This is a genomic window from Burkholderia sp. Z1 (assembly GCF_014893795.1).
GTDB lineage: Bacteria > Pseudomonadota > Gammaproteobacteria > Burkholderiales > Burkholderiaceae > Burkholderia > Burkholderia theae.
Genome location: NZ_JACFYL010000002.1, coordinates 3,069,824 through 3,087,519, shown reverse-complemented (window position 1 = coordinate 3,087,519; position 17,696 = coordinate 3,069,824). Strand labels below are relative to the sequence as shown.

18 protein-coding genes are annotated in these 17,696 nt (G+C 65.8%); 10 read left to right on the top strand and 8 right to left on the bottom strand.

Features of this window, described 5'->3' with window-relative positions; genetic code table 11:
- Positions 1–9 precede the first annotated feature (9 nt).
- The 4 genes from H3H55_RS30725 (at position 10) to H3H55_RS30710 (ending at position 3,387) form a co-directional block, all read left to right on the top strand.
- Complete coding sequence (locus H3H55_RS30725; RefSeq protein WP_193101555.1) at positions 10–996, top strand: ABC transporter permease subunit; 987 nt, start codon at positions 10–12, stop codon at positions 994–996.
- Positions 993–1,832: an ABC transporter permease subunit gene (locus H3H55_RS30720; protein ID WP_048252093.1), complete on the top strand. Its 840-nt coding sequence runs from the start codon at positions 993–995 to the stop codon at positions 1,830–1,832. Before H3H55_RS30725 ends, H3H55_RS30720 begins: the two co-directional genes overlap by 4 nt.
- A gap of 188 nt (positions 1,833–2,020) precedes the next feature.
- Complete coding sequence (locus H3H55_RS30715) at positions 2,021–2,857, top strand: hypothetical protein (protein WP_193101553.1); 837 nt, start codon at positions 2,021–2,023, stop codon at positions 2,855–2,857.
- A gap of 95 nt (positions 2,858–2,952) precedes the next feature.
- Positions 2,953–3,387, top strand: coding sequence for a GNAT family N-acetyltransferase (locus tag H3H55_RS30710; RefSeq protein WP_193101552.1), 435 nt, complete (start codon positions 2,953–2,955; stop codon positions 3,385–3,387).
- Positions 3,388–3,415: 28 nt separating this feature from the next.
- Here the strand turns inward: H3H55_RS30710 and H3H55_RS30705 are convergent, their stop codons facing one another.
- From H3H55_RS30705 to H3H55_RS30695, 3 genes are all read right to left on the bottom strand, one after another.
- Positions 3,416–4,135 (bottom strand): hypothetical protein, encoded by a 720-nt coding sequence (locus H3H55_RS30705; RefSeq protein ID WP_193101550.1) that lies wholly within the window; start codon positions 4,133–4,135, stop codon positions 3,416–3,418.
- On the bottom strand, positions 4,129–5,412 hold the full coding sequence (locus tag H3H55_RS30700) for a cystathionine gamma-synthase family protein (RefSeq protein ID WP_193101549.1): 1,284 nt from the start codon (positions 5,410–5,412) through the stop codon (positions 4,129–4,131). Before H3H55_RS30700 ends, H3H55_RS30705 begins: the two co-directional genes overlap by 7 nt.
- 140 nt (positions 5,413–5,552) lie before the next feature.
- On the bottom strand, positions 5,553–6,449 hold the full coding sequence (locus tag H3H55_RS30695) for a LysR family transcriptional regulator (protein ID WP_193101546.1): 897 nt from the start codon (positions 6,447–6,449) through the stop codon (positions 5,553–5,555).
- Between the two features lie 138 nt (positions 6,450–6,587).
- On the opposite strand from H3H55_RS30695, the gene tam reads away from it, so the two are divergent.
- Positions 6,588–7,373, top strand: a complete 786-nt coding sequence (gene tam, locus H3H55_RS30690; RefSeq protein WP_193101544.1) for a trans-aconitate 2-methyltransferase — start codon at positions 6,588–6,590, stop codon at positions 7,371–7,373.
- A gap of 30 nt (positions 7,374–7,403) precedes the next feature.
- Here tam and H3H55_RS30685 read toward each other — a convergent pair whose 3' ends face one another.
- Complete coding sequence (locus tag H3H55_RS30685) at positions 7,404–7,994, bottom strand: GNAT family N-acetyltransferase (protein ID WP_193101542.1); 591 nt, start codon at positions 7,992–7,994, stop codon at positions 7,404–7,406.
- Positions 7,995–8,673: 679 nt separating this feature from the next.
- Between H3H55_RS30685 and H3H55_RS30680 the strand changes: the two genes are divergently transcribed.
- Together H3H55_RS30680 and H3H55_RS30675 are read left to right on the top strand one after the other, a co-directional pair.
- Positions 8,674–9,837: a porin gene (locus H3H55_RS30680; RefSeq protein ID WP_193101540.1), complete on the top strand. Its 1,164-nt coding sequence runs from the start codon at positions 8,674–8,676 to the stop codon at positions 9,835–9,837.
- 197 nt (positions 9,838–10,034) lie between these two features.
- Positions 10,035–10,694 carry a M24 family metallopeptidase gene (locus tag H3H55_RS30675; protein WP_193101538.1) on the top strand — a complete coding sequence of 220 codons (660 nt, stop codon included), beginning with the start codon at positions 10,035–10,037 and terminating at the stop codon, positions 10,692–10,694.
- Between the two features lie 48 nt (positions 10,695–10,742).
- Here H3H55_RS30675 and H3H55_RS30670 read toward each other — a convergent pair whose 3' ends face one another.
- The 4 genes from H3H55_RS30670 to H3H55_RS30655 form a co-directional block, all read right to left on the bottom strand.
- The gene (locus H3H55_RS30670) at positions 10,743–13,193 is read right to left on the bottom strand and encodes a phosphocholine-specific phospholipase C (RefSeq protein ID WP_193101536.1); all 2,451 of its coding nucleotides are present in this window, start codon (positions 13,191–13,193) and stop codon (positions 10,743–10,745) included.
- A gap of 44 nt (positions 13,194–13,237) precedes the next feature.
- On the bottom strand, positions 13,238–13,375 hold the full coding sequence (locus tag H3H55_RS37425) for a hypothetical protein (RefSeq protein WP_226127085.1): 138 nt from the start codon (positions 13,373–13,375) through the stop codon (positions 13,238–13,240).
- 168 nt (positions 13,376–13,543) lie between these two features.
- Positions 13,544–14,224, bottom strand: coding sequence for an HAD family hydrolase (locus H3H55_RS30660; RefSeq protein WP_193101532.1), 681 nt, complete (start codon positions 14,222–14,224; stop codon positions 13,544–13,546).
- A 23-nt stretch (positions 14,225–14,247) separates the two neighbouring features.
- The gene (locus H3H55_RS30655; protein ID WP_193101531.1) at positions 14,248–15,192 is read right to left on the bottom strand and encodes a choline ABC transporter substrate-binding protein; all 945 of its coding nucleotides are present in this window, start codon (positions 15,190–15,192) and stop codon (positions 14,248–14,250) included.
- Between the two features lie 268 nt (positions 15,193–15,460).
- Between H3H55_RS30655 and H3H55_RS30650 the strand changes: the two genes are divergently transcribed.
- The 3 genes from H3H55_RS30650 (at position 15,461) to H3H55_RS30640 (ending at position 17,585) form a co-directional block, all read left to right on the top strand.
- Entirely contained in the window at positions 15,461–16,141 is a 681-nt protein-coding gene (locus H3H55_RS30650) for an MgtC/SapB family protein (protein WP_048249149.1), read from the top strand.
- Positions 16,142–16,184: 43 nt separating this feature from the next.
- Positions 16,185–16,952 carry a DeoR/GlpR family DNA-binding transcription regulator gene (locus H3H55_RS30645; protein WP_193101529.1) on the top strand — a complete coding sequence of 256 codons (768 nt, stop codon included), beginning with the start codon at positions 16,185–16,187 and terminating at the stop codon, positions 16,950–16,952.
- Positions 16,953–17,093: 141 nt separating this feature from the next.
- Positions 17,094–17,585 (top strand): molybdopterin-dependent oxidoreductase, encoded by a 492-nt coding sequence (locus H3H55_RS30640; protein ID WP_048249147.1) that lies wholly within the window; start codon positions 17,094–17,096, stop codon positions 17,583–17,585.
- The last annotated feature ends 111 nt before the right edge of the window (positions 17,586–17,696 follow it).

Genomic DNA, 17,696 nt, shown 5'->3' with positions numbered 1-17,696 from the left:
GACGACACGATGAGAACCTCTGCTTCCACTCCGTCCACGCCGGTGTCGCCCGGCGCCGCGAGCACCGGCGCCGGCCGGGCCCGCCCGGGCCGCTTCGCCGCGCTGTCGCGCTTGCTGCCGTCGGGCCGCAGCGTCGCGATCGGCGTGCCGTTCCTGTGGCTCGCGGTCTTCTTCGCGCTGCCGTTCGTGCTGGTGCTGAAGATCAGCTTCGCCGACCAGGTGATGGGCATCCCGCCGTACACGTCGCTCGTCGAGTTCAAGGACGGCGTCGTGCACTTCGCACTGCAGCTGTCGCACTACGCGTTCCTGCGGCAGGACGACCTGTACATCGCGACCTACCTCAGCTCGCTGAAGATGGCCGCCGTGTCGACCGTGCTGTGCCTGCTGATCGGGTACCCGATGGCGTACTACATCGCCCGCTCGGAGCCGAACCGCCGCAACGTGCTGATGATGGCCGTGATGCTGCCGTTCTGGACCTCGTTCCTGATCCGCGTCTACGCATGGATCGGCATCCTGAAGGACGACGGCCTGCTGAACCACACGCTGATCGCGCTCGGCATCATCCACACGCCGCTGCGCCTGTATCACAGCGATGCGGGCGTCTACATCGGGATGGTCTATTCGTACCTGCCGTTCATGGTGATGCCGCTGTACGCGCACCTGGTGAAGATGGACCTCACGCTGCTCGAAGCCGCGTACGACCTGGGCGCGAAGCCGTGGGTCGCGTTCACGCGGATCACGCTGCCGCTGTCGAAGAACGGGATCATCGCCGGCAGCCTGCTGGTGTTCATCCCGGCGGTGGGCGAGTACGTGATTCCGGAGCTGCTCGGCGGCGCCGACACGCTGATGATCGGGCGCGTGATGTGGGATGAATTCTTCAACAACATGGACTGGCCGATGGCGTCCGCGGTGACGGTCGCGATGGTGATGCTGCTGCTGGTGCCGATGGCGCTGTTCCAGTACTACCAGGTCAAGGAACTGGAGGAAGCGAAATGATCAAGCCGAGCAAACCGCTGTCGACGGGCGTCCTCGCCTTCGGCTTCCTGTTCCTGTACATCCCGATCATCAGCCTGGTCGTGTACTCGTTCAACGAGTCGAAGCTGGTGACGGTGTGGTCGGGCTTCTCGCTGAAGTGGTACGCGGCGCTGCTGGAGGACGACGAGCTGCTGACCGCCGCATGGCTGTCGCTGAAGATCGGTCTCCTGACGGCCACCGCGTCGGTCGTGATCGGCACGTGGGCGGGTTTCGTGCTCGCGCGCTTCGGCCGCTTCAAGGGCTTCACGCTGTACACGGGGATGATCAACGCGCCGCTGGTGATTCCGGAAGTGATCCAGGGCATCTCGCTGCTGCTGCTGTTCGTGGCGCTGGAGCAGATGTTCGGCTGGCCGAAGGGGCGCGGGATGCTGACGATCTGGATCGGTCACGTGATGCTGTGCGTGTCGTACGTGGCGATCATCGTGCAGTCGCGCGTGAAGGAGATGAACAAGTCGCTTGAAGAGGCAGCGCTCGATCTCGGCGCGACGCCGCTGAAGGTGTTCTTCGTGGTGACGCTGCCGCTGATTTCGCAGGCACTGCTGTCGGGGTGGCTGCTGTCGTTCACGCTGTCGATCGACGACCTGGTGCTGTCGGCGTTCCTGTCGGGTCCGGGGTCGACGACGCTGCCGCTGGTGGTGTTCTCGCGCGTGCGGCTCGGGCTGAACCCGGAGATGAACGCACTGGCGACGCTGTTCATCACGGCCGTGACGATCGGCGTGATCGTCGTGAACCGGATGATGATCGCGCGCGAACGGCGCCGGGTGGCCGACATGAAGGCGGCGTTCGCGGTGGCGTGAGCGCGGGCGCGATGGCGTGAAGAAGGCGACGGCGGGCGCGTGACGGGCCCGCCGATTGCGTGGGTCGCTTGCGTGCAGGGCGGGTCACGGGGCGGTCGAGTGCCGGGTGCTTTGCTGGCATCATGTCGGACAATTCAACGACACGCGTTCCTCCCATGCCCTGCTACCCGTCAAGAAGAATGGCGCCGATGATCGGCGTTGCCGCCGCCGCGGTCGCGATGAGCCACGGACAATGGGCGGCCGCCGCGCCGGCTGCCGACGCCCGGACACTGCCGGCCGTCGGCACGACGTGGTGCTACAGCGTTGGCGAGGGCCACGTGACGCCGATGACACTCAAGGCCGTACATGGCGGCGTCGCGAGCTATGACGTCGGGCCGGCCGCTGCACCGATGAAGCTCGACGAGGACGTCTCGACCTATACGACGCCGAATCCGGCGCGACACGGCGAGCGCAGGCTGCTCGTGTTTCCGCTGAAGCCGGGCAAGCAGTGGGAGGACCGCTTCGACGAAACCGTGACCGCGAGCATCGGTCGGGGATGGGCTTGGCATTACCGCTACCGGGCCGTTGCGTCGAGCGAGGTGATCGGTACGGAGAAGCGGCAAGTTGGCGCGGGCACGTACGACACGTTCGTGATCGTGCGCACGACGTCGTGGACCAAGAGTGATCCCGGCACGACCGATGCGACGCTGCGCGACATGGGCATGCATTGCGACGATCCGGCGTGCAAGGTGTCGGGCTACAGCAAGGAAGTATCGTGGTATGCGCCGTCGATCGGACGGGTCGTGCTGCGCGCGAATGTGCAGAGCGGGTTCGAGCCTTCGATGACCGATGCTTCGGCCGACGAGACGCTGAAGAACGCGGGCTCGCTCGTGACCGAACTGGTCGGCTACGGCGACGATGCGACTTGCAAGGCGGCACAGCCGCCGCGATTCGCGACGGTGCCTTCCGCGCCGGGATTCGGGTTCCCGCTGTGGCCGAACAACGCGTGGGAATTCCACATGGCGCGCGATATCGCGCGGGAGTAGCGCGGTCGCCACGCAGCGGGCGAAGCGCTATAGTCGTGCGATGCCCGCTGACGGTACGACACACCCGGCGGCCCATTCACGTACGCGTCCTTCCGATGACAGCCCTTCCCGACGTTACCCTGCAACTGACCGACACCGAGCAGCCGGCCGCACGCGACTTCATCAGCAGCAAGCTCGGCGAATTCAATCACGCGATGACGGGGCGCGCCGACGCGGCCACGCTCGACGTGTACGTCACCGATCGCGCGACCGGCGAGATCGTGGGCGGGCTGACGGGGCGCACGTCGCTCGGTCTTTTCTTCATCGATCTGTTCTACCTGCCCGAATCGCTGCGCGGTGGTGGATTCGGCAGCCGGCTGCTGCGCGAGGCCGAAACGGAAGCGAAACGCCGCGGATGCGCGCGCGCGGTGCTCTACACGATCTCGTTCCAGGCGCCGGACTTCTACCGGAAGCAGGGTTACGAAGCATTCGGCGAAGTGCCGTGCGAGCCGGAAGGGACGTCGCGCGTGTTCATGGTGAAGGTGCTTTGAACCGGTTCCGCCGGCTTGCGTCGCACGGTCAGATTTTCGTGGCGATCGCCTTTGGCGTGTAGCTGCCGTGAGCGGCCGGATCCACGAACCGGCCTCTGAAATATCCCCCACCGTTCTCGTCGGGCATGAACGTCTGGTTGGCCGGATCCAGCATGCGGCGCCAGAATGCGTTCCGGCGCGCGATGTTGTCGATCGTTCGCATCTTTCCGAGGATCGTGCCGGTAATCGTTGCATCCCTTTCGCTGAGACTGCCGGCGAGAACGAGCGAGAAGCCCGGCGGAAGGGGAAGCGTTCGATGGATCTCCGACCAGCACAGCGTGCCGATGCCTCGGCAGCACAATTCCGGCGGCAGCATGAAGTCGCCGACGTGCATCTTGAACGACGATTCGTCCAGCGGAAGCCATTTTTCGTCGAACGGGAATTTCTTGACCCGAGTCGTCGATCCGAATCGCGATTCCAGGTATTCGAGTTCGACGGACACGCGGCCCGTGCAGTAGCGATCGGGTGACCCGTCCAGTTTTTCGATTGCCTGCACGATCGTCATGGTCGCGATCGGCGCGCCTTGCAGATCGGTGATCCGGTACGTATGCCGCGTGGTGTTCATGGTGCTGATCCTTGTGCAAGCACGATGACGCGGCTCGAACGCGGGCATCCGGGCGTGGGCGGCGTCACTGAATGCCCGCCCCGCGCCGGCGCGGGAACCGCCCCCGCGCGAACGGCACGGGGCGCATGTCACCTGCGTCAGCAATGCTCCAGTGCGTACGACAGGTCGGCGATCAGGTCGTCCGGATGTTCGAGCCCGACCGACACGCGAATCAACCCTTCCGACACGCCCGCCGCGGCGCGCGCATCGGCCGGCACGCCCGAATGCGTCGTCGACGCCGGATGGCAGATCAGCGACTCCGTGCCGCCGAGACTGACCGCGGACTTGAAGAGCGTCAGGTGGTTGATGAACCTGAACGCCTGCTCGCGGCCGCCGTCGAGGATGAATGCGAATGTCGAGCCGGGCCCGCTGCACTGGCGCTGGTAGACGGCCTGGTAGGCCGGATCTTCGATGAGCTCGGGGTGCAGCACGCGCACCGGTCGATGCGGATTGCCGGCGAGCCAGCGGGCGACGTCTCTGCCGCTGCGCGCGGCCTGCTGCATGCGCAGCACGAGCGTTTCCATCGAGCGCGTGATCATCCACGACGAATGCGGGTCGAGCTGCGAGCCGAGCGTGCTGCGAATCGAGCGGATCTTCGTGATCAGGTTGCGGGAGCCCGTAACGCCACCAGCAACGAGGTCGCTATGCCCGCCGATGTATTTCGTCAGCGAGTACACGCTCAGGTCGATGCCTTGTCGCGATGGCTTCTGATACAGCGGCCCGAGCAGCGTGTTGTCACAGACCGACAGCGGGCGATAGCCGTGGCGCGCCTCGAACGCATCGATCTCGCTGCGCAGGCCGTCGAGGTCGAACAGCGCGTTGGTCGGGTTGGCGGGCGTCTCGATGTAGCACATCCGCACGTTGCCCTTTTGCGCGGCCGCTTCGAGCGCGGCGCGGATCGAGAGGGTGGACAGCCCGTCGGCGATCACTTCGGAGCGAATGCCCCACTCGGGCAGGAACTTCGAGATCAGCGTTTCGGTGCCGCCATACAGCGGCACGGACTGAACGACGCAGTCGCCCGGCCGCAGGAAGGTCAGCAGGATCGCCGCGATCGCGGACATGCCGCTCGACGTCACGACGGCGGCTTCGGAATCGTCGAGCAGCGCGAGGCGATCCTCGACGATCTCCAGGTTCGGGTGATTGAAACGGCTGTAGACGAGGCCCGCGCCTTCGCCTTCGGGCAAAGGCTTGCGACCGGCCACGACGTCGAAGAATTCGGCGCCGTCCTCGGCCGTGCGGAACGCGAACGTCGACGTGAGGAACACGGGCGGCTTCACCGATCCTTCCGACAGGAACGGATCGTAGCCGTACGACATCATCTGGGTTTCGGGATGGAGTTCCCGGTCTGCAATCTTGCGCTTGTGGTAGTTGCGATAGGCCATGCAGTGCTCCGTGCTGGGGTAGTGAGGAACAGCCGTTGCAGCGGTGGCACGACGCGTGCGGCGCCGGGTAGGCACCGGTCGTCGCGACCGCGTGTGGCGATACTAACCGAAGGCACGGCTTCCGTGACACGCCCCTGACACTATCGACAGGGTGTCGCCTGTTCGAAGATCATGTCGTACAGCGCACGGGCGGCGGGCGACAGTTGCGCGCTCTTGCGTGTGACGAGCACAAGCGTGCGCGACACCGTCGGCTCGACGAGCTCGATCGTGCGGATCATCGGATACGCGTTCTTCTGGATCGCGAGCTTGGGCACGACGGCCGCGCCGAGCCCCTCCGCGACGAGCCCGAGCGCCGTCGAGCTGCGCTGCACTTCGTAGAACGAATGCAGCGACACGCCGCTCGTTTTCAGTGCGCCGTCGAGCAGCCCGCGATTGCCGCTCACTTCGCCGGCGAAGATCAGCGGGTGCGGCTGCAGTGCCGCCCAGCGAATGCGCCGCCGCTTCGCGAGCGGATGATCGTCGCGGCACACCAGCACGTACGGGTCGGTCGTCAGCGGTACGTTGACCAGTTCGGGATGCTGGTCGCCGGCGATGCCGATGCCGAACTCGGCCTCGCGATGCAGCACGGCCTGCAGTACCGACGCCGACGCGTGATCGAGGATCTTCACGCGATCGTGCGGCCGGTGCGCGGAGAATGCGCGCAGGATGCGGGGCAGGTATTGCACGCCGACCGTCGGCACGCACGCGATCGTGACGTCGCCGCGCTGGCTCAGGCCTGTCTCGCGAATTTCGGCGAGCGCGTCGGACAGCTCGTTCAGCAGCCGCCGCGCTTGCGGCAGGAAGCGCCGGCCGATTTCGGTGAGTGTGGTGCGGCGCGTGGTGCGCTCGACGAGCGCGACGCCGAGAAAGGTTTCGAGCTTGCGCAGCCGCTGCGTGATGGCCGTCTGCGTGACGTGCAGCGTATCGGCCGCCTGCCGGAAGCTGCCGCCGTCGGCGATCGCGACGAAAGCCTGGACACCGAGCGTATCGATCTTCATCAGATTTTTGAATCAATCACGATATTAAATTCATTTTACTGAACTTCGTGACGATCGCAGAATGCTTCACATCGACGGCCTCCCGCATCGCGCACGCTGGCAGAGGCACGGCCGTCCAAGCCGACCCGGAGAAACGACATGACGACCCCACTCGATCGATACGCCGCCCAGTACGTGCAATTCGAGGACGAACGCACGCGGCCGATCCGCGATCTGCTGGCCGCGGTGCCGAACACGCCGATCCATACCGCGATCGACATCGGCTGCGGGCCCGGCAATTCGACGGAGGTGCTGATCGCGCGCGCGCCGGACGCGACGATCCACGGGATCGACGCGTCGGCGGACATGATCGCGGCCGCGCGCAAGCGCCTGCCGGCACTGCGTTTCGATATTGCCGATGTCGCCACATGGGACGATCCGGGCGGTTATGACCTGATTCTGTCGAACGCGGTGCTGCAATGGGTGCCCGCGCACGACACGCTGTTTCCGTCGCTCGTCGGCCGGCTCGCGTCGGGCGGCCATCTCGCGGTGCAGATGCCCGACAACCTCGACGAACCCGCGCACCGGCTGATGCGCGAAGTCGCCGCGGCCGGACCGTGGACGGACAAGCTGAAAAGCGCGGCGCGCACCGAGCGGTTCGACGCGCGTTACTACTACGCGCTGCTGTCGCCGCTGTGTTCGCGCGTGGACGTGTGGCGCACGACCTACACCCACCCGCTGCGCGGCGGCGCGGACGCGGTCGTCGAATGGTTCAAGGGCAGCGCGCTGCGGCCGTTCCTCGCGGCGCTCGATGACGGCGAACAGCGCGCGTTCCTCGCGCGCTATCGCGATGCGATCGCCGGGCCGGACGGCTATCCGGCGCTCGGCGACGGCACGGTGCTGCTGCCGTTCCCGCGTCTGTTTATCGTCGCGACGCGCAAGTGACGCGGCAATGACGCGGCGGCCGGCGGCGCGTCAGCGCACCGGCCGCAGCGATTCCGGGTCGACCGTGCGACTGCGTGCGGTCTGCCCGTCGCGCAGGTCCTTGTACCAGAAGAGCGCGACTTCCCCGTCGTTCTCGCCGTCCGCATACAGGAAGCGGTCGTGGCCACCCAGCACGAAGCCCGCGCGTGCATACGTGCTGCAGGCCGCGACATTGTTCGCCTGCGTCTCCAGCCGCATGAAGCCGAACCCGTGGTTGCGCGCCCATGCTTCCGCGGCCGCCAGCAGGAACTGCCCGATACCCTGGCGCCGATAGGGGCGGTCGACGGCCAGCTCCGTGATCTCGGCCATGCCGTTCCAGCTTTGCGCGATCGCGACGAACCCGGCGAGCCGCCCGCCGGCCGTCGCGCGAAAGAGCGCCGCTTTGCCCGGCGCATCGTGCGCGTAGCCGGCCGGATCGAAGCCGTAGTCCTTGCGCTGCGCCGGCAGCGCGCGAAGATCGAGCAAGTCCTGATACGGCGCATTCAGTTCCCACGCGATATCGAACGAGAAGTCGCATCGGTCCAGTTCGTCGGCGGAAAGCCCGCTCGCCTGTTCGATGTTGATGTGCTCGGCTCGGTCCATGTGTCGGTGTCCTGTCTTCGGCGGGATGGCGTGGTCTTGTCCGTGCCGCGATCGCCGGCGCCGTGATGCGCACCGCGTCGCGTCCTTTTCTGCTTCGTTTTTTTGCACCTGCACAATGCGCCGCGCGCCAAACCGGCACAGACCGGCTGCGGCGCGCGTTCAACCGCCTGATTATGCTGGATTTCGGCGACGGCCCTGTGCGGGGGCGGTGCGATGCTGGCTGACTTGCATCGCGTCGCCGATTCGGGTCGACCATCGATCGCCTGTGGATGAAAGACGACAGGAACCCGAATAATTGTTTACCGTTCGATGACAACTCGATATATTTCGAAAAATATATCGAAGGTCGTGGCGCCGGCAGGCGTCACGTCGTCAACTCGCTCCACGAAAGCCGGAAGAGATTCTGACCTGCATCGCCGGAGCAACGCGTCGTCATGGCGTGCGCAACCGGTGCGCAAGCTCCCCGACGCTGCAATACGAGCGGCCGCCTCTCGGCATGCCGCTTCAGCAAGCCCACACTGGCATCGAAACGGAACATCGTGCACACGCGCATGAGGCGTTGGCGCGTCCGGCGATCCGGTGCCCCGGGCTTGCATACGTCCGTCATCGTTTTTTCGTCAACACGCCGCGCATCTCGCTGCGACGCAGGCGCGTGCGTTCACAACAAAAGGGAAGCAGCATGAAGAAGACCATCGTGGCCGCGGCCGCACTCGGGATGTTCGGCACCGCCGCGCAGGCGCAAAGCAGCGTCACGCTCTACGGGCTGATCGACGCGGGTATCACGTATTCGAACAAGGTTGCGACGTCGGCCGGACACGACAAGCTTGTCAAATACGGCGACGGCGTCGCGTCGGGCAGCCGCTGGGGCATCCGCGGCACCGAGGATCTCGGCGGCGGGCTGAAGGCGCTGTTCGTGCTGGAGAACGGCTTCAGCAGCGGCGACGGCACGCTCGGCCAGGGCGGCGCGCTGTTCGGCCGGCAGGCGTTCGTCGGCCTGTCGAAGAACGGGATCGGCTCGCTGACGTTCGGCCGCCAGTACTCGTTCTCGACCGACTACCTCGGCGCGAACTACACGATGGGCAGCCAGACGCCGGCCGGCAACTACGCGTATCACATCAACGACCTCGACCAGCTGACGTCGAGCCGTATCAACAACGCGGTGAAGTTCCAGAGCGCGAACTTCGCGGGCCTGACGTTCGGCGCGCTGTACGGCTTCTCGAACTCGACGCAGTTCGCGGGCACGCCGACCACGACCGGCGCGAACGGCACGCAGGGTTCGTCGAGCGCGTACAGCTTCGGCGCGAACTATGCGCAAGGGCCGTTCGGCATCGGCGCCGCGTACACGAACATCCGCTTCCCGAACGGCGCGACGCCCGCATTCGGCGTGAGCATCGCGAACATCAACACGGCTGGGCTGCGCGACCTCGAGACGTTCGGCGTCGGCACGCGTTATGCGATCGCGGCGGCCCTCGTGTGGGCGAACTGGACGCATACGAAGTTCGCGCCGCTGTCGGGCGAATCGTCGAAGCTGAACAACTACGAAATCGGCGGCCGTTATGCGTTTACGCCGGCCTTGAGCGGCGGGCTCGGTTATACGTTCTCGAAGCTCGACGGCCGTTATGAAGGCAAGTGGCACCAGGTCAACGCCGCGGTGGACTATGCGCTGTCGAAGCGCACGGACGTGTACGTGAGCGCGGCCTACCAGAAGGCGTCGGGCAGCAACACGATCAACGGCCGCGCGGTGCCGGTGCAGGCCGAGATCGGCTCGTCGCCGTCGTTCATCGGCAACGCGGGCGCGAACACGCAGTTCGTTACGCGTATCGGTCTGCGTCACAAGTTCTGATCGACGCGGGCAGGCAGGCGTTGCCGATACAGGCGGCGCCCGATGCGACGGCGGGCGCTCCATAGGAGCGCCCGTTTTGCTTTGGCACGCGACGAAACGCGACACAGCAGCGGTCCGGAAATCGATATATTCTTCTGTGCATATCGAAACGACGATCGACTGACCCCACCCACATTCACCCGCACGGGAGCACCATCTTGAATTCGATGCACCGCGAAGCCGTCGGCGAGGCCTTTTCGCTCGACGCGATGCAGCACGCAAGAACCATGACGTGGCAGGCCGTCGACGCGATCGCCGCGGGCATCCGGCCCGGCATGCGCGAATCGGAGGCCAATGCGCTGGGGCTGAGCGTGCTCAAGGCGCTCGGGATGGACCGGATCTGGCATCCGATCCTCGTTCGCTTCGGGGAAAACACGCTGCGCACGTTCAAGGAGCGCTCGGTGGCGGATCCCGTCCTCGCCGACGACGACATCTTCTTCATCGACCTCGGCGCCGTATGGGCGAAGCACGAGGGCGACGCGGGCGCGACGTTCGTCCGCGGCGACGATCCGGACATGCAGGCCTGCGCACGCGCGGCGCGCGTCATCTACGACGAAGTCGAGCATCACTGGCGGACCACCGGATGCGCGGGCATCGCGCTGTACGAGTTCGCGGCACAGCGCGCCGACGCGCACGGCTTCCGGTTGAACGTCGACATCAAGGGGCATCGCGTCAGCGATTTCCCGCACGCGATCTACAAGGCCGGCAATCTCGGCGACTTCGACGGCGCGCCGGCCGCCGGCCTGTGGATCCTCGAAATCCAGATTGCCCACCCGACGCGGCCGTTCGGCGCGTTCCACGAGGATCTGCTCGTTTAGCGCGTGTCGGCCGCCCCTGCGGGCGGCCGACACGGTCCGGTCATGCCGTCAGATGTTGATCGTGACGGGACCCGCGAGCGGCGTGTAGCCGTCGTCGAACAGATACCACGCGTCGTACTGCCCCGACGCCAGCGTGCTGTTGGCCGTGGACGAGAACAGCAGCGAGCCGGTGCTCTTCGGCAGGTACGCCCACGACTTGTAGCTGCCCTTGGTCGGCTGCGCGCCATGTGCAAAGATGCCCACCCAGTTCTTCGGGCTGTGGCTCCACGGCGGCGCGACGTAGTCGAACCGCAGCGTGCCGAACGTCGAGCCCTGCGAAGCGAGCGACGCGACGAACTTCTGGCCGGTATTGCCGATCGCCGAATCCGTGAGCAGGGCGCCGGATTGCGTCTGCACGCAGCCGGCCACCCGGCGCAGGAAGTTCGGATCGTTCGCGTCGCGGATGCTTGCGTCGTACCAGCCGCCGTCGCCGTACCACGTGACGGCTTGCGTCGCGCCGGCGGCGACGGTGACCGACTGCCTCGTGTTCATGCCGTAGGCGTTGTCGGTGAGCTGGAACGTCGTCGCGCTGGCGCCGGCGGAGTTGTCGAGCGTGATCTGCACGTTGCCGTTCGCCACGTCGTAGCACAGGCTGATTTCGGCGGTCGATCCCGTGTTGCCGGACGAACCGACGCTGCCGCGGAACGTCTGCAGGAAGCCGTTCGGGCCGTACACGGAATAGTCGTAGCTGCCGCCGGCATTCAGCGCGAGCGAATCCGACAGGTTCGCGCACTGGCTCGCGCCGGCCGCGATCGTGTAATGCCGGGGAATCGTGCTCGTGCCGTCGACCCACGCCTGCAGGTGTACGCCGGCGGTGCCGGTGTTGGTCATCGTCAGCGACAGCGCGTTGCCGGCGCGGTTGACCTTGCCTTGCACGAAGAACTCGTAGGGCAGGCGGCAGGCGGTGCTGCGGCCGGTTGTCTGCGCCGGCACCGCGGTGGTGGTCGGGTAGGGGATCGGGACGGCCGGGCCGTTCGGGTTCATGTTGCTCGCCGGCGGCTGGATCGCGGGAACGGTCTGGTCGGCGTTCGAGAAATCGAAGGCCGACGTCAGGTCGCCGCAGACCGCGCGTCGCCACGGCGAGATATTGGTTTCCTGAAACCCGAAGCGCGCCTCCAGGAAACGGATCACCGACGTGTGATCGAAGACCTGCGAATTCACCTTGCCGCCCTTCGACCACGGCGAGATCACGAACATCGGCACGCGCGGCCCGAGCCCGATCGGCACGTCGCCGCTGGCCGAGCCATCCGATGCGCTGCCGCTGCTGGCGACGAATTCCGCGGCCGTCGAGACGGTCGACTGCCCGGTGCCGGCCGCGGAGCTGGCCGGGACGGCGGGCGGGATGTGATCGAACAGGCCGTCGTTCTCGTCGTACATCACGAGCAGCACCGTGCTGGCCCACACCTTCGGATTCGAGGTCAGCGCATTCAGGACGTTGCTCACGTACCATTCGCCGCCGCTCGCGGCCCACGACGGATGCTCGCAGTACGCGTAAGGCGCGGCAATCCACGACACTTGCGGCAGCGTGTCGTTCGTGACGTCGGCCAGCAGTTGGCTGAACAGGTTCGTGTCGTATTCCTTGCCGCCGCCGGTCGGATCGATCTGCGTGCCGTTGAGCGCCGGCGCGAGCGGATCGGTGGCGCCCAGGTTCTGGTACTGCTTGAAGTTCAGGATGACGTTGTCACCGTAATTGCCGTTCCACCACAGATCCTTGCTGGAGCCGTTGTATTCGCCGTAGCCGTGGCCGGCATCCAGCCCGTTGCCCTTGTCCTGGTAGAACTTCCACGTGACGCCGGCCGCGTTCAGCCGCTCCGGCATCGTGGTCCAGCCGGTACCGGTCATCGTGTTGGTCGTGTACGGCGAATAGCCGGCGACGTTGCCGCAGCACCCGGTCCACAGATACAGCCGGTTCGGGTCGGTCGGACCGAGCATCGAGCAGTGGTAGTCGTCGCACACCGTGAACGCGCTCGCCAGTGCGTAGTAGAACGGGATGTCCTTCTGCGTGAAGTAGTACATCGTGCCGCTGGTCTTCGCGTCGGCCCAGTTGTCGTAGCGGCCGTTGTTCCAGGCACTGTGCGTGCCGCTCCAGCTGTGGTCCAGGTCGCCGTAGTAGGTGTCGCCGTTCGCCGTGCCGAAGGGCGGGGACGGGTTGAACGGAAACACGTAGGACGTCAGCCAGGGCTGGCGCCACACCGGATACCCGCTCGAAATGACGACCGGCCGCGGATCGCCGAAGCCGCGTGCGCCGCCCAGCGTGCCGAGATAGTGGTCGAACGAGCGGTTTTCCTGCATCAGGATCACGACGTGCTTCACGTCCTGGATCGTGCCGGTAACGGTGGCCGCGGGAATGGCCTGCGCGCGCGCGATGCTTTCGGGCAGCATGCCCGTGATCGCGGTCGCACCGGCGAGCTTCAACGCATCGGCGAGGAACTGACGTCGTGTTGTGGGTTTGTTTTGCATGATCGCTCTCTGTCGTGGATGGCTGGCCGTGGGGCCTGCGTCGGTCAGTGGCACGCGCTCGCGCAGTGCAGGACGGGCGTGGATGCCGAACCCGGTGCGGCCGCGCGCGCGGCCGCCACGTTGGCCGCGGTGCCCGAGTCGCCGTCGCCGCAAGCGGCCAGCGTGCACAGGAGCGCGATCATGAAAGCGCCGCGCCAGTGCGGAAAGCGGCTTTCCGACCGGCGCGACTTGACGACATGCTTTCGATTCGATTCGAATCGGATTCCTGAATTATTGAGATGGTTGCTGCGTGCTCCGTATTTCATTACCCCTCCAGACATGAAAATGGACAGCAGAGAATATCGCCCGATTCAGAACAACTTTATGACAGGCCAGCCGCGTGTGCCGGCAACCTGAGAAAGCCGTACGTCGGGATTGGTCGCGACCGGGTCCGTGACGTAGTCCAGCAGCGGCACGTCGTTGATCGAATCGCTGTAGAAGTAGGTCCGTTCGAAATCCGACGGCGCGTAGCCGAGCGATTCGAGCCATGCGGTCGTGCGGATGATCTTGCCTTCGCGGAAACTCGGCACGCCGGTGCTGCGCCCGGTAAACGCGCCGTCCGGCGTGCCGTCGTCGGTATCGAGCTCGATACCGAGCAGGTGCTCTATCCCGAACTCGGCCGCGATCGGCCGCGTGACGAAGACGTTGGTCGCCGTGACAATGCAGCAGAGATCGCCGTTCTCGCGATGCCGGTCGACCAGCGAGCGCGCCTGCGGCGTGATCGCCGGCCGGATCACCTCGTCCATGAACTGCGCGTGCCAGTGTTCGAGCTGCTCGCGCGAGTAGCGGGTAAGCGGCGCGAGCGTCACGGCGAGGTACGCGTCCATGTCGAGCGTGCCGGCCGCATAGTGGCCGTAGTGCTCGTCGATCAGCGCCGCATGCGCGTCGTCTTCCTGCCAGCCGACCCGCGTGATGAAGCGGCTCCAGGCCTGGTCGCTGTCGAGCGGCAGCAGCGTGTGGTCGAGGTCGAACAGCGCGAGATTCTTGTGCATGGGTGGTTCCTTGTCTTGCGTGCTTACGCGCCGATGAGTTTCTCGATCGCGTCCCTGGCGTTCTTCCCGTCGATGGTCGTGACGCCGTCGAGCCACTTCGACAGCACGCCGGGGTTCTTCTTCGCCCATTCCTTCGCGACGGCGACCGGGTCCGCGTGATTCATGATCGGCACCATCAACTGGTTCTCTTCGTCGGTCGTGAATTTCAGGTTGGTCAGCAGCCGGCCGACGTTCGGGCAGCGTTCGAGATAACCGGGCGTGACGAGCGTATAGACCTTCGCCGATCCGTAGTTCGGGCCGAACACGGTGTCGCCGCCGTCGAGGTAGGCGATCTTGTAGTTGATGTTCATCGGGTGCGGTTCCCACCCAAGGAACACGATCATCCGGTGCTCCTGCACGGCGCGCGTCACCTGGACGAGCATCCCGGCCTCGCTCGATTCGACCAGCTTGAAGCCGCCGAGCCCGAACTCGTTCTTGTCGATCATCCGCTGGATCAGCGCGTTGCCGTTGTTGCCGGCACCGATCCCGTAGATCTTGCCGTCGAGCTGGTCGCGGAATTTAGCGATGTCGGCGAAGCTCTTGAGGCCCTTGTCCGACGCGTATTGCGGCACGGCCAGCGTGTAGCGCGCGCCGACCAGGTTGGGCTGAGGCAACTGGTGCACGGCGCCGGCGTCGACGAACGGCTTCACGGTCGGCGTCATGCTCGGATCCCAGTAGCCGAGGAACGCATCGATCTGCGCCTTCTTCACGCCGGCCAGCACGATCGGCGGCGACGCGATCGTCTTGGTCGCCTCGTACCCCAGCCCGTCCAGCAGCATCATCGCGACGCCGGTGGTGGCCGCGATGTCGCTCCAGCCGACATCGCCGAGCGTCACCTTCTTGCAGACGTCACCCTCGGATGCGTGAACGGGGGCGGTCGCCAGCGCCGCCAGCAATGTTGCCGCCAGCATCCATGCCTTCTTCATCATGTTGGTCTCCTAAGCAAGTGTTCCGGATCGTGTTGCCTGATTGGTACGACGATTGATCGTATTGATCGGATGAAACAAACGAACTTGGGTCTGGCTTTGCGGTTTTTCGTACCGTATATTAGAAAGCACAAAATCGCAAGATCGCACAAAAATACAACTTGCCGGCCGCCGGTCGCGACGGTGGGTGGACGAAGGCAGGAAAAGTCGGGCGGCGGTCCGGACGGGCCGTGCTTCATCAAGCGGGTAGGGCAAAGCAAGGAGACTTCGAATGATCAGTCAGCTGGAAATCATTTCCCGCCTGTTGCTGGCGGCATTGCTCGGCAGCATCATCGGCATCGAGCGCGAGCGCCTGTCGTGGGCGGCCGGCCTGCGCACGCACATGCTGGTGGCGGTGGGCGCGGCGCTCGTGATGGTCGTGTCGGCGTTCGGCTTCGCGGATATCCAGAACGCGAAGAACGTGTCGCTGGACCCGTCGCGGGTCGCCGCGCAGGTCGTGTCGGGCATCGGCTTTCTCGGCGCCGGGTCGATCATGCTGCGCGGCGAGATCATCCGCGGCCTGACGACGGCGGCGAGCCTGTGGGTCGTGGCGGCGGTCGGGCTGGCCGTGGGCGGCGGCATGTATGTGGCCGCGATCGCCGCGACCGCGATCGTGCTGGCGATCCTCGCCGGCCTGAAGCCGATCGAGAAGCGCTTCTTCGCCGCGCGGCAGCGCTGGGGCGTGCGCATCCTCGCGAGCCGCGGCGCGGTGAAGCTGACGTCGCTGCAGGCGATGCCGGGCATCGATCAGGCGCGCATCGTCCAGTTCGTCATCGAACAGGACGACGCCGCGCCGGACGACGACCGCATCCACGTGGTGTTTTCGAAGATGACGAGCGCGGAATTCCAGGCCGTCCGTCAATCCCTGCAGACCCTCGTCGGCATCAAAAAGATGGAGGAGAGCGCTACGTAGTTCGCCGTTCGAATAACATTGACGTTCATTCCGAGGACATTTCATGTGGCAAGAAGAGCGATATCAGAGGATTCGGCTTCTGTTATCGAAGATGCAGCGCGTCTCGACCGACCGGATCATGGCCGACCTGAACGTGTCGCGGGAAACCGTGCGGCGCGATCTCGTCGATCTCGAGGCGCTGGGGGAACTGAAGCGCGTGCATGGCGGCGCGGTGCAGGTGGGCGACGAGGCGCCGATCGCCGAGCGCGCGCAGACGCACGTGAAGGCGAAGCAGGCGATCGCCCGCGCGGCAGCCAGGCTGGTCACAGGCTCGCAGACGCTGTTCATCGACGCGGGCACGACCACCGCGCTGCTGGCCGAGGAGCTGTCGAAGCTGTCGGGTCTCACGATCGTCACGAACTCGATCGATGTCGCGCTGAAGATGCGGTCGAGCGACCCGGGGCAAGCGAAGAACGAAACGATCCTGCTCGGCGGGATGATCGGCAGTCGCGCGGCCGCGACGGTCGGCGACGGCACGGTCGCCGAGATCTTCCGCTACCGCGCCGATCTCGCGCTGCTGTCGCCGGTGGGGGTCGACCACGTCAGGGGCGCGACGAACTACGACCGGATGGAAACCGAAGTGGCGCGCGCGATGGTGAGCAACGCGGCGGAGGTCGCGATCCTGGCCGATTTCAGCAAGCTCGGCACGAACAGCCGGATCAGCTTCTGCGAGCCGGCGCGGATCGGCGCGCTGGTGACGGACCAGAAGGCGGAATCGGTCGACAGCTTCAAGCACATCAGGAAGGCCATCAAGCACATCGTGCTGTCATAGCGCCGCGTCGCGCGGGGCACGATCGGCCGCCGTTATGCCGTTCATGCGGCACGCATTCTGTCGGCCGGCCTTTTCCCGGCGTAATATATCCGCCGATACAACGAAGGCGCGCCAGCCGGCGGGCCGTCATGGAGGCGGGCGATGGAGATGGCAGGGACGGCGGCGCCTTCGGCGCATCAGGCGGCGGCAGGCTCGATCGCGCTGACGGGCGCATTCGTGCGGCCGATGACGGTAACGCTCGACGATCTGCGCCGGCACGCCAGCGCGACGGCCGAGCCGTTCGACCTGCGCTGCTTCACGACGAACCGCTTCATCCGCTCGGTCGCGCCGTATCGCGGCGCGCGGCTGAAGGACCTGCTCGATGCGGCCGGGCTGCGCAACGATGCGCCGGGCGACTTCAAGCGCATGGTGTTCATCGCGCATGCGCACGACGGTTATGCGGTCACGTTCTCGTGGCACGAACTGTTCAACACGCCCGTCGGCGAACACGTGATCGTCGCGTTCGAATGCGGCGATGCGCCGCTGTCGATCGACGACGGCGCACCGCTGCTGTTCTCGGGTGCCGACATCCTCCCCGCGCCACGCCATGTGAAGCGGCTGGCCGGCATCGTCGCGCGCGTGCTCGAGGTCTGACGCCGCACGCGTGCCGCCGGCGTTCGCCGCGCCGGCCATCGTGTATGCTTGCCCGCATCGTTCAATCGGCGGGACAACATGAAGACTTCGGCACACCCCAAGCCTGAGGCG

What these genes read in the sequence shown, in the direction of transcription:
- H3H55_RS30725 (WP_193101555.1), top strand. Translation starts at nt 10, where the DNA reads ATGAGAACCTCTGCTTCCACTCCGTCCACGCCGGTGTCGCCCGGCGCC.
- H3H55_RS30720 (WP_048252093.1), top strand. Translation starts at nt 993, where the DNA reads ATGATCAAGCCGAGCAAACCGCTGTCGACGGGCGTCCTCGCCTTCGGC.
- H3H55_RS30715 (WP_193101553.1), top strand. Translation starts at nt 2,021, where the DNA reads ATGATCGGCGTTGCCGCCGCCGCGGTCGCGATGAGCCACGGACAATGG.
- H3H55_RS30710 (WP_193101552.1), top strand. Translation starts at nt 2,953, where the DNA reads ATGACAGCCCTTCCCGACGTTACCCTGCAACTGACCGACACCGAGCAG.
- H3H55_RS30700 (WP_193101549.1), bottom strand. Translation starts at nt 5,412, where the DNA reads ATGGCCTATCGCAACTACCACAAGCGCAAGATTGCAGACCGGGAACTC.
- H3H55_RS30695 (WP_193101546.1), bottom strand. Translation starts at nt 6,449, where the DNA reads ATGAAGATCGATACGCTCGGTGTCCAGGCTTTCGTCGCGATCGCCGAC.
- tam (WP_193101544.1), top strand. Translation starts at nt 6,588, where the DNA reads ATGACGACCCCACTCGATCGATACGCCGCCCAGTACGTGCAATTCGAG.
- H3H55_RS30685 (WP_193101542.1), bottom strand. Translation starts at nt 7,994, where the DNA reads ATGGACCGAGCCGAGCACATCAACATCGAACAGGCGAGCGGGCTTTCC.
- H3H55_RS30680 (WP_193101540.1), top strand. Translation starts at nt 8,674, where the DNA reads ATGAAGAAGACCATCGTGGCCGCGGCCGCACTCGGGATGTTCGGCACC.
- H3H55_RS30670 (WP_193101536.1), bottom strand. Translation starts at nt 13,193, where the DNA reads ATGCAAAACAAACCCACAACACGACGTCAGTTCCTCGCCGATGCGTTG.
- H3H55_RS37425 (WP_226127085.1), bottom strand. Translation starts at nt 13,375, where the DNA reads ATGATCGCGCTCCTGTGCACGCTGGCCGCTTGCGGCGACGGCGACTCG.
- H3H55_RS30660 (WP_193101532.1), bottom strand. Translation starts at nt 14,224, where the DNA reads ATGCACAAGAATCTCGCGCTGTTCGACCTCGACCACACGCTGCTGCCG.
- H3H55_RS30655 (WP_193101531.1), bottom strand. Translation starts at nt 15,192, where the DNA reads ATGATGAAGAAGGCATGGATGCTGGCGGCAACATTGCTGGCGGCGCTG.
- H3H55_RS30650 (WP_048249149.1), top strand. Translation starts at nt 15,461, where the DNA reads ATGATCAGTCAGCTGGAAATCATTTCCCGCCTGTTGCTGGCGGCATTG.
- H3H55_RS30645 (WP_193101529.1), top strand. Translation starts at nt 16,185, where the DNA reads ATGTGGCAAGAAGAGCGATATCAGAGGATTCGGCTTCTGTTATCGAAG.
- H3H55_RS30640 (WP_048249147.1), top strand. Translation starts at nt 17,094, where the DNA reads ATGGAGATGGCAGGGACGGCGGCGCCTTCGGCGCATCAGGCGGCGGCA.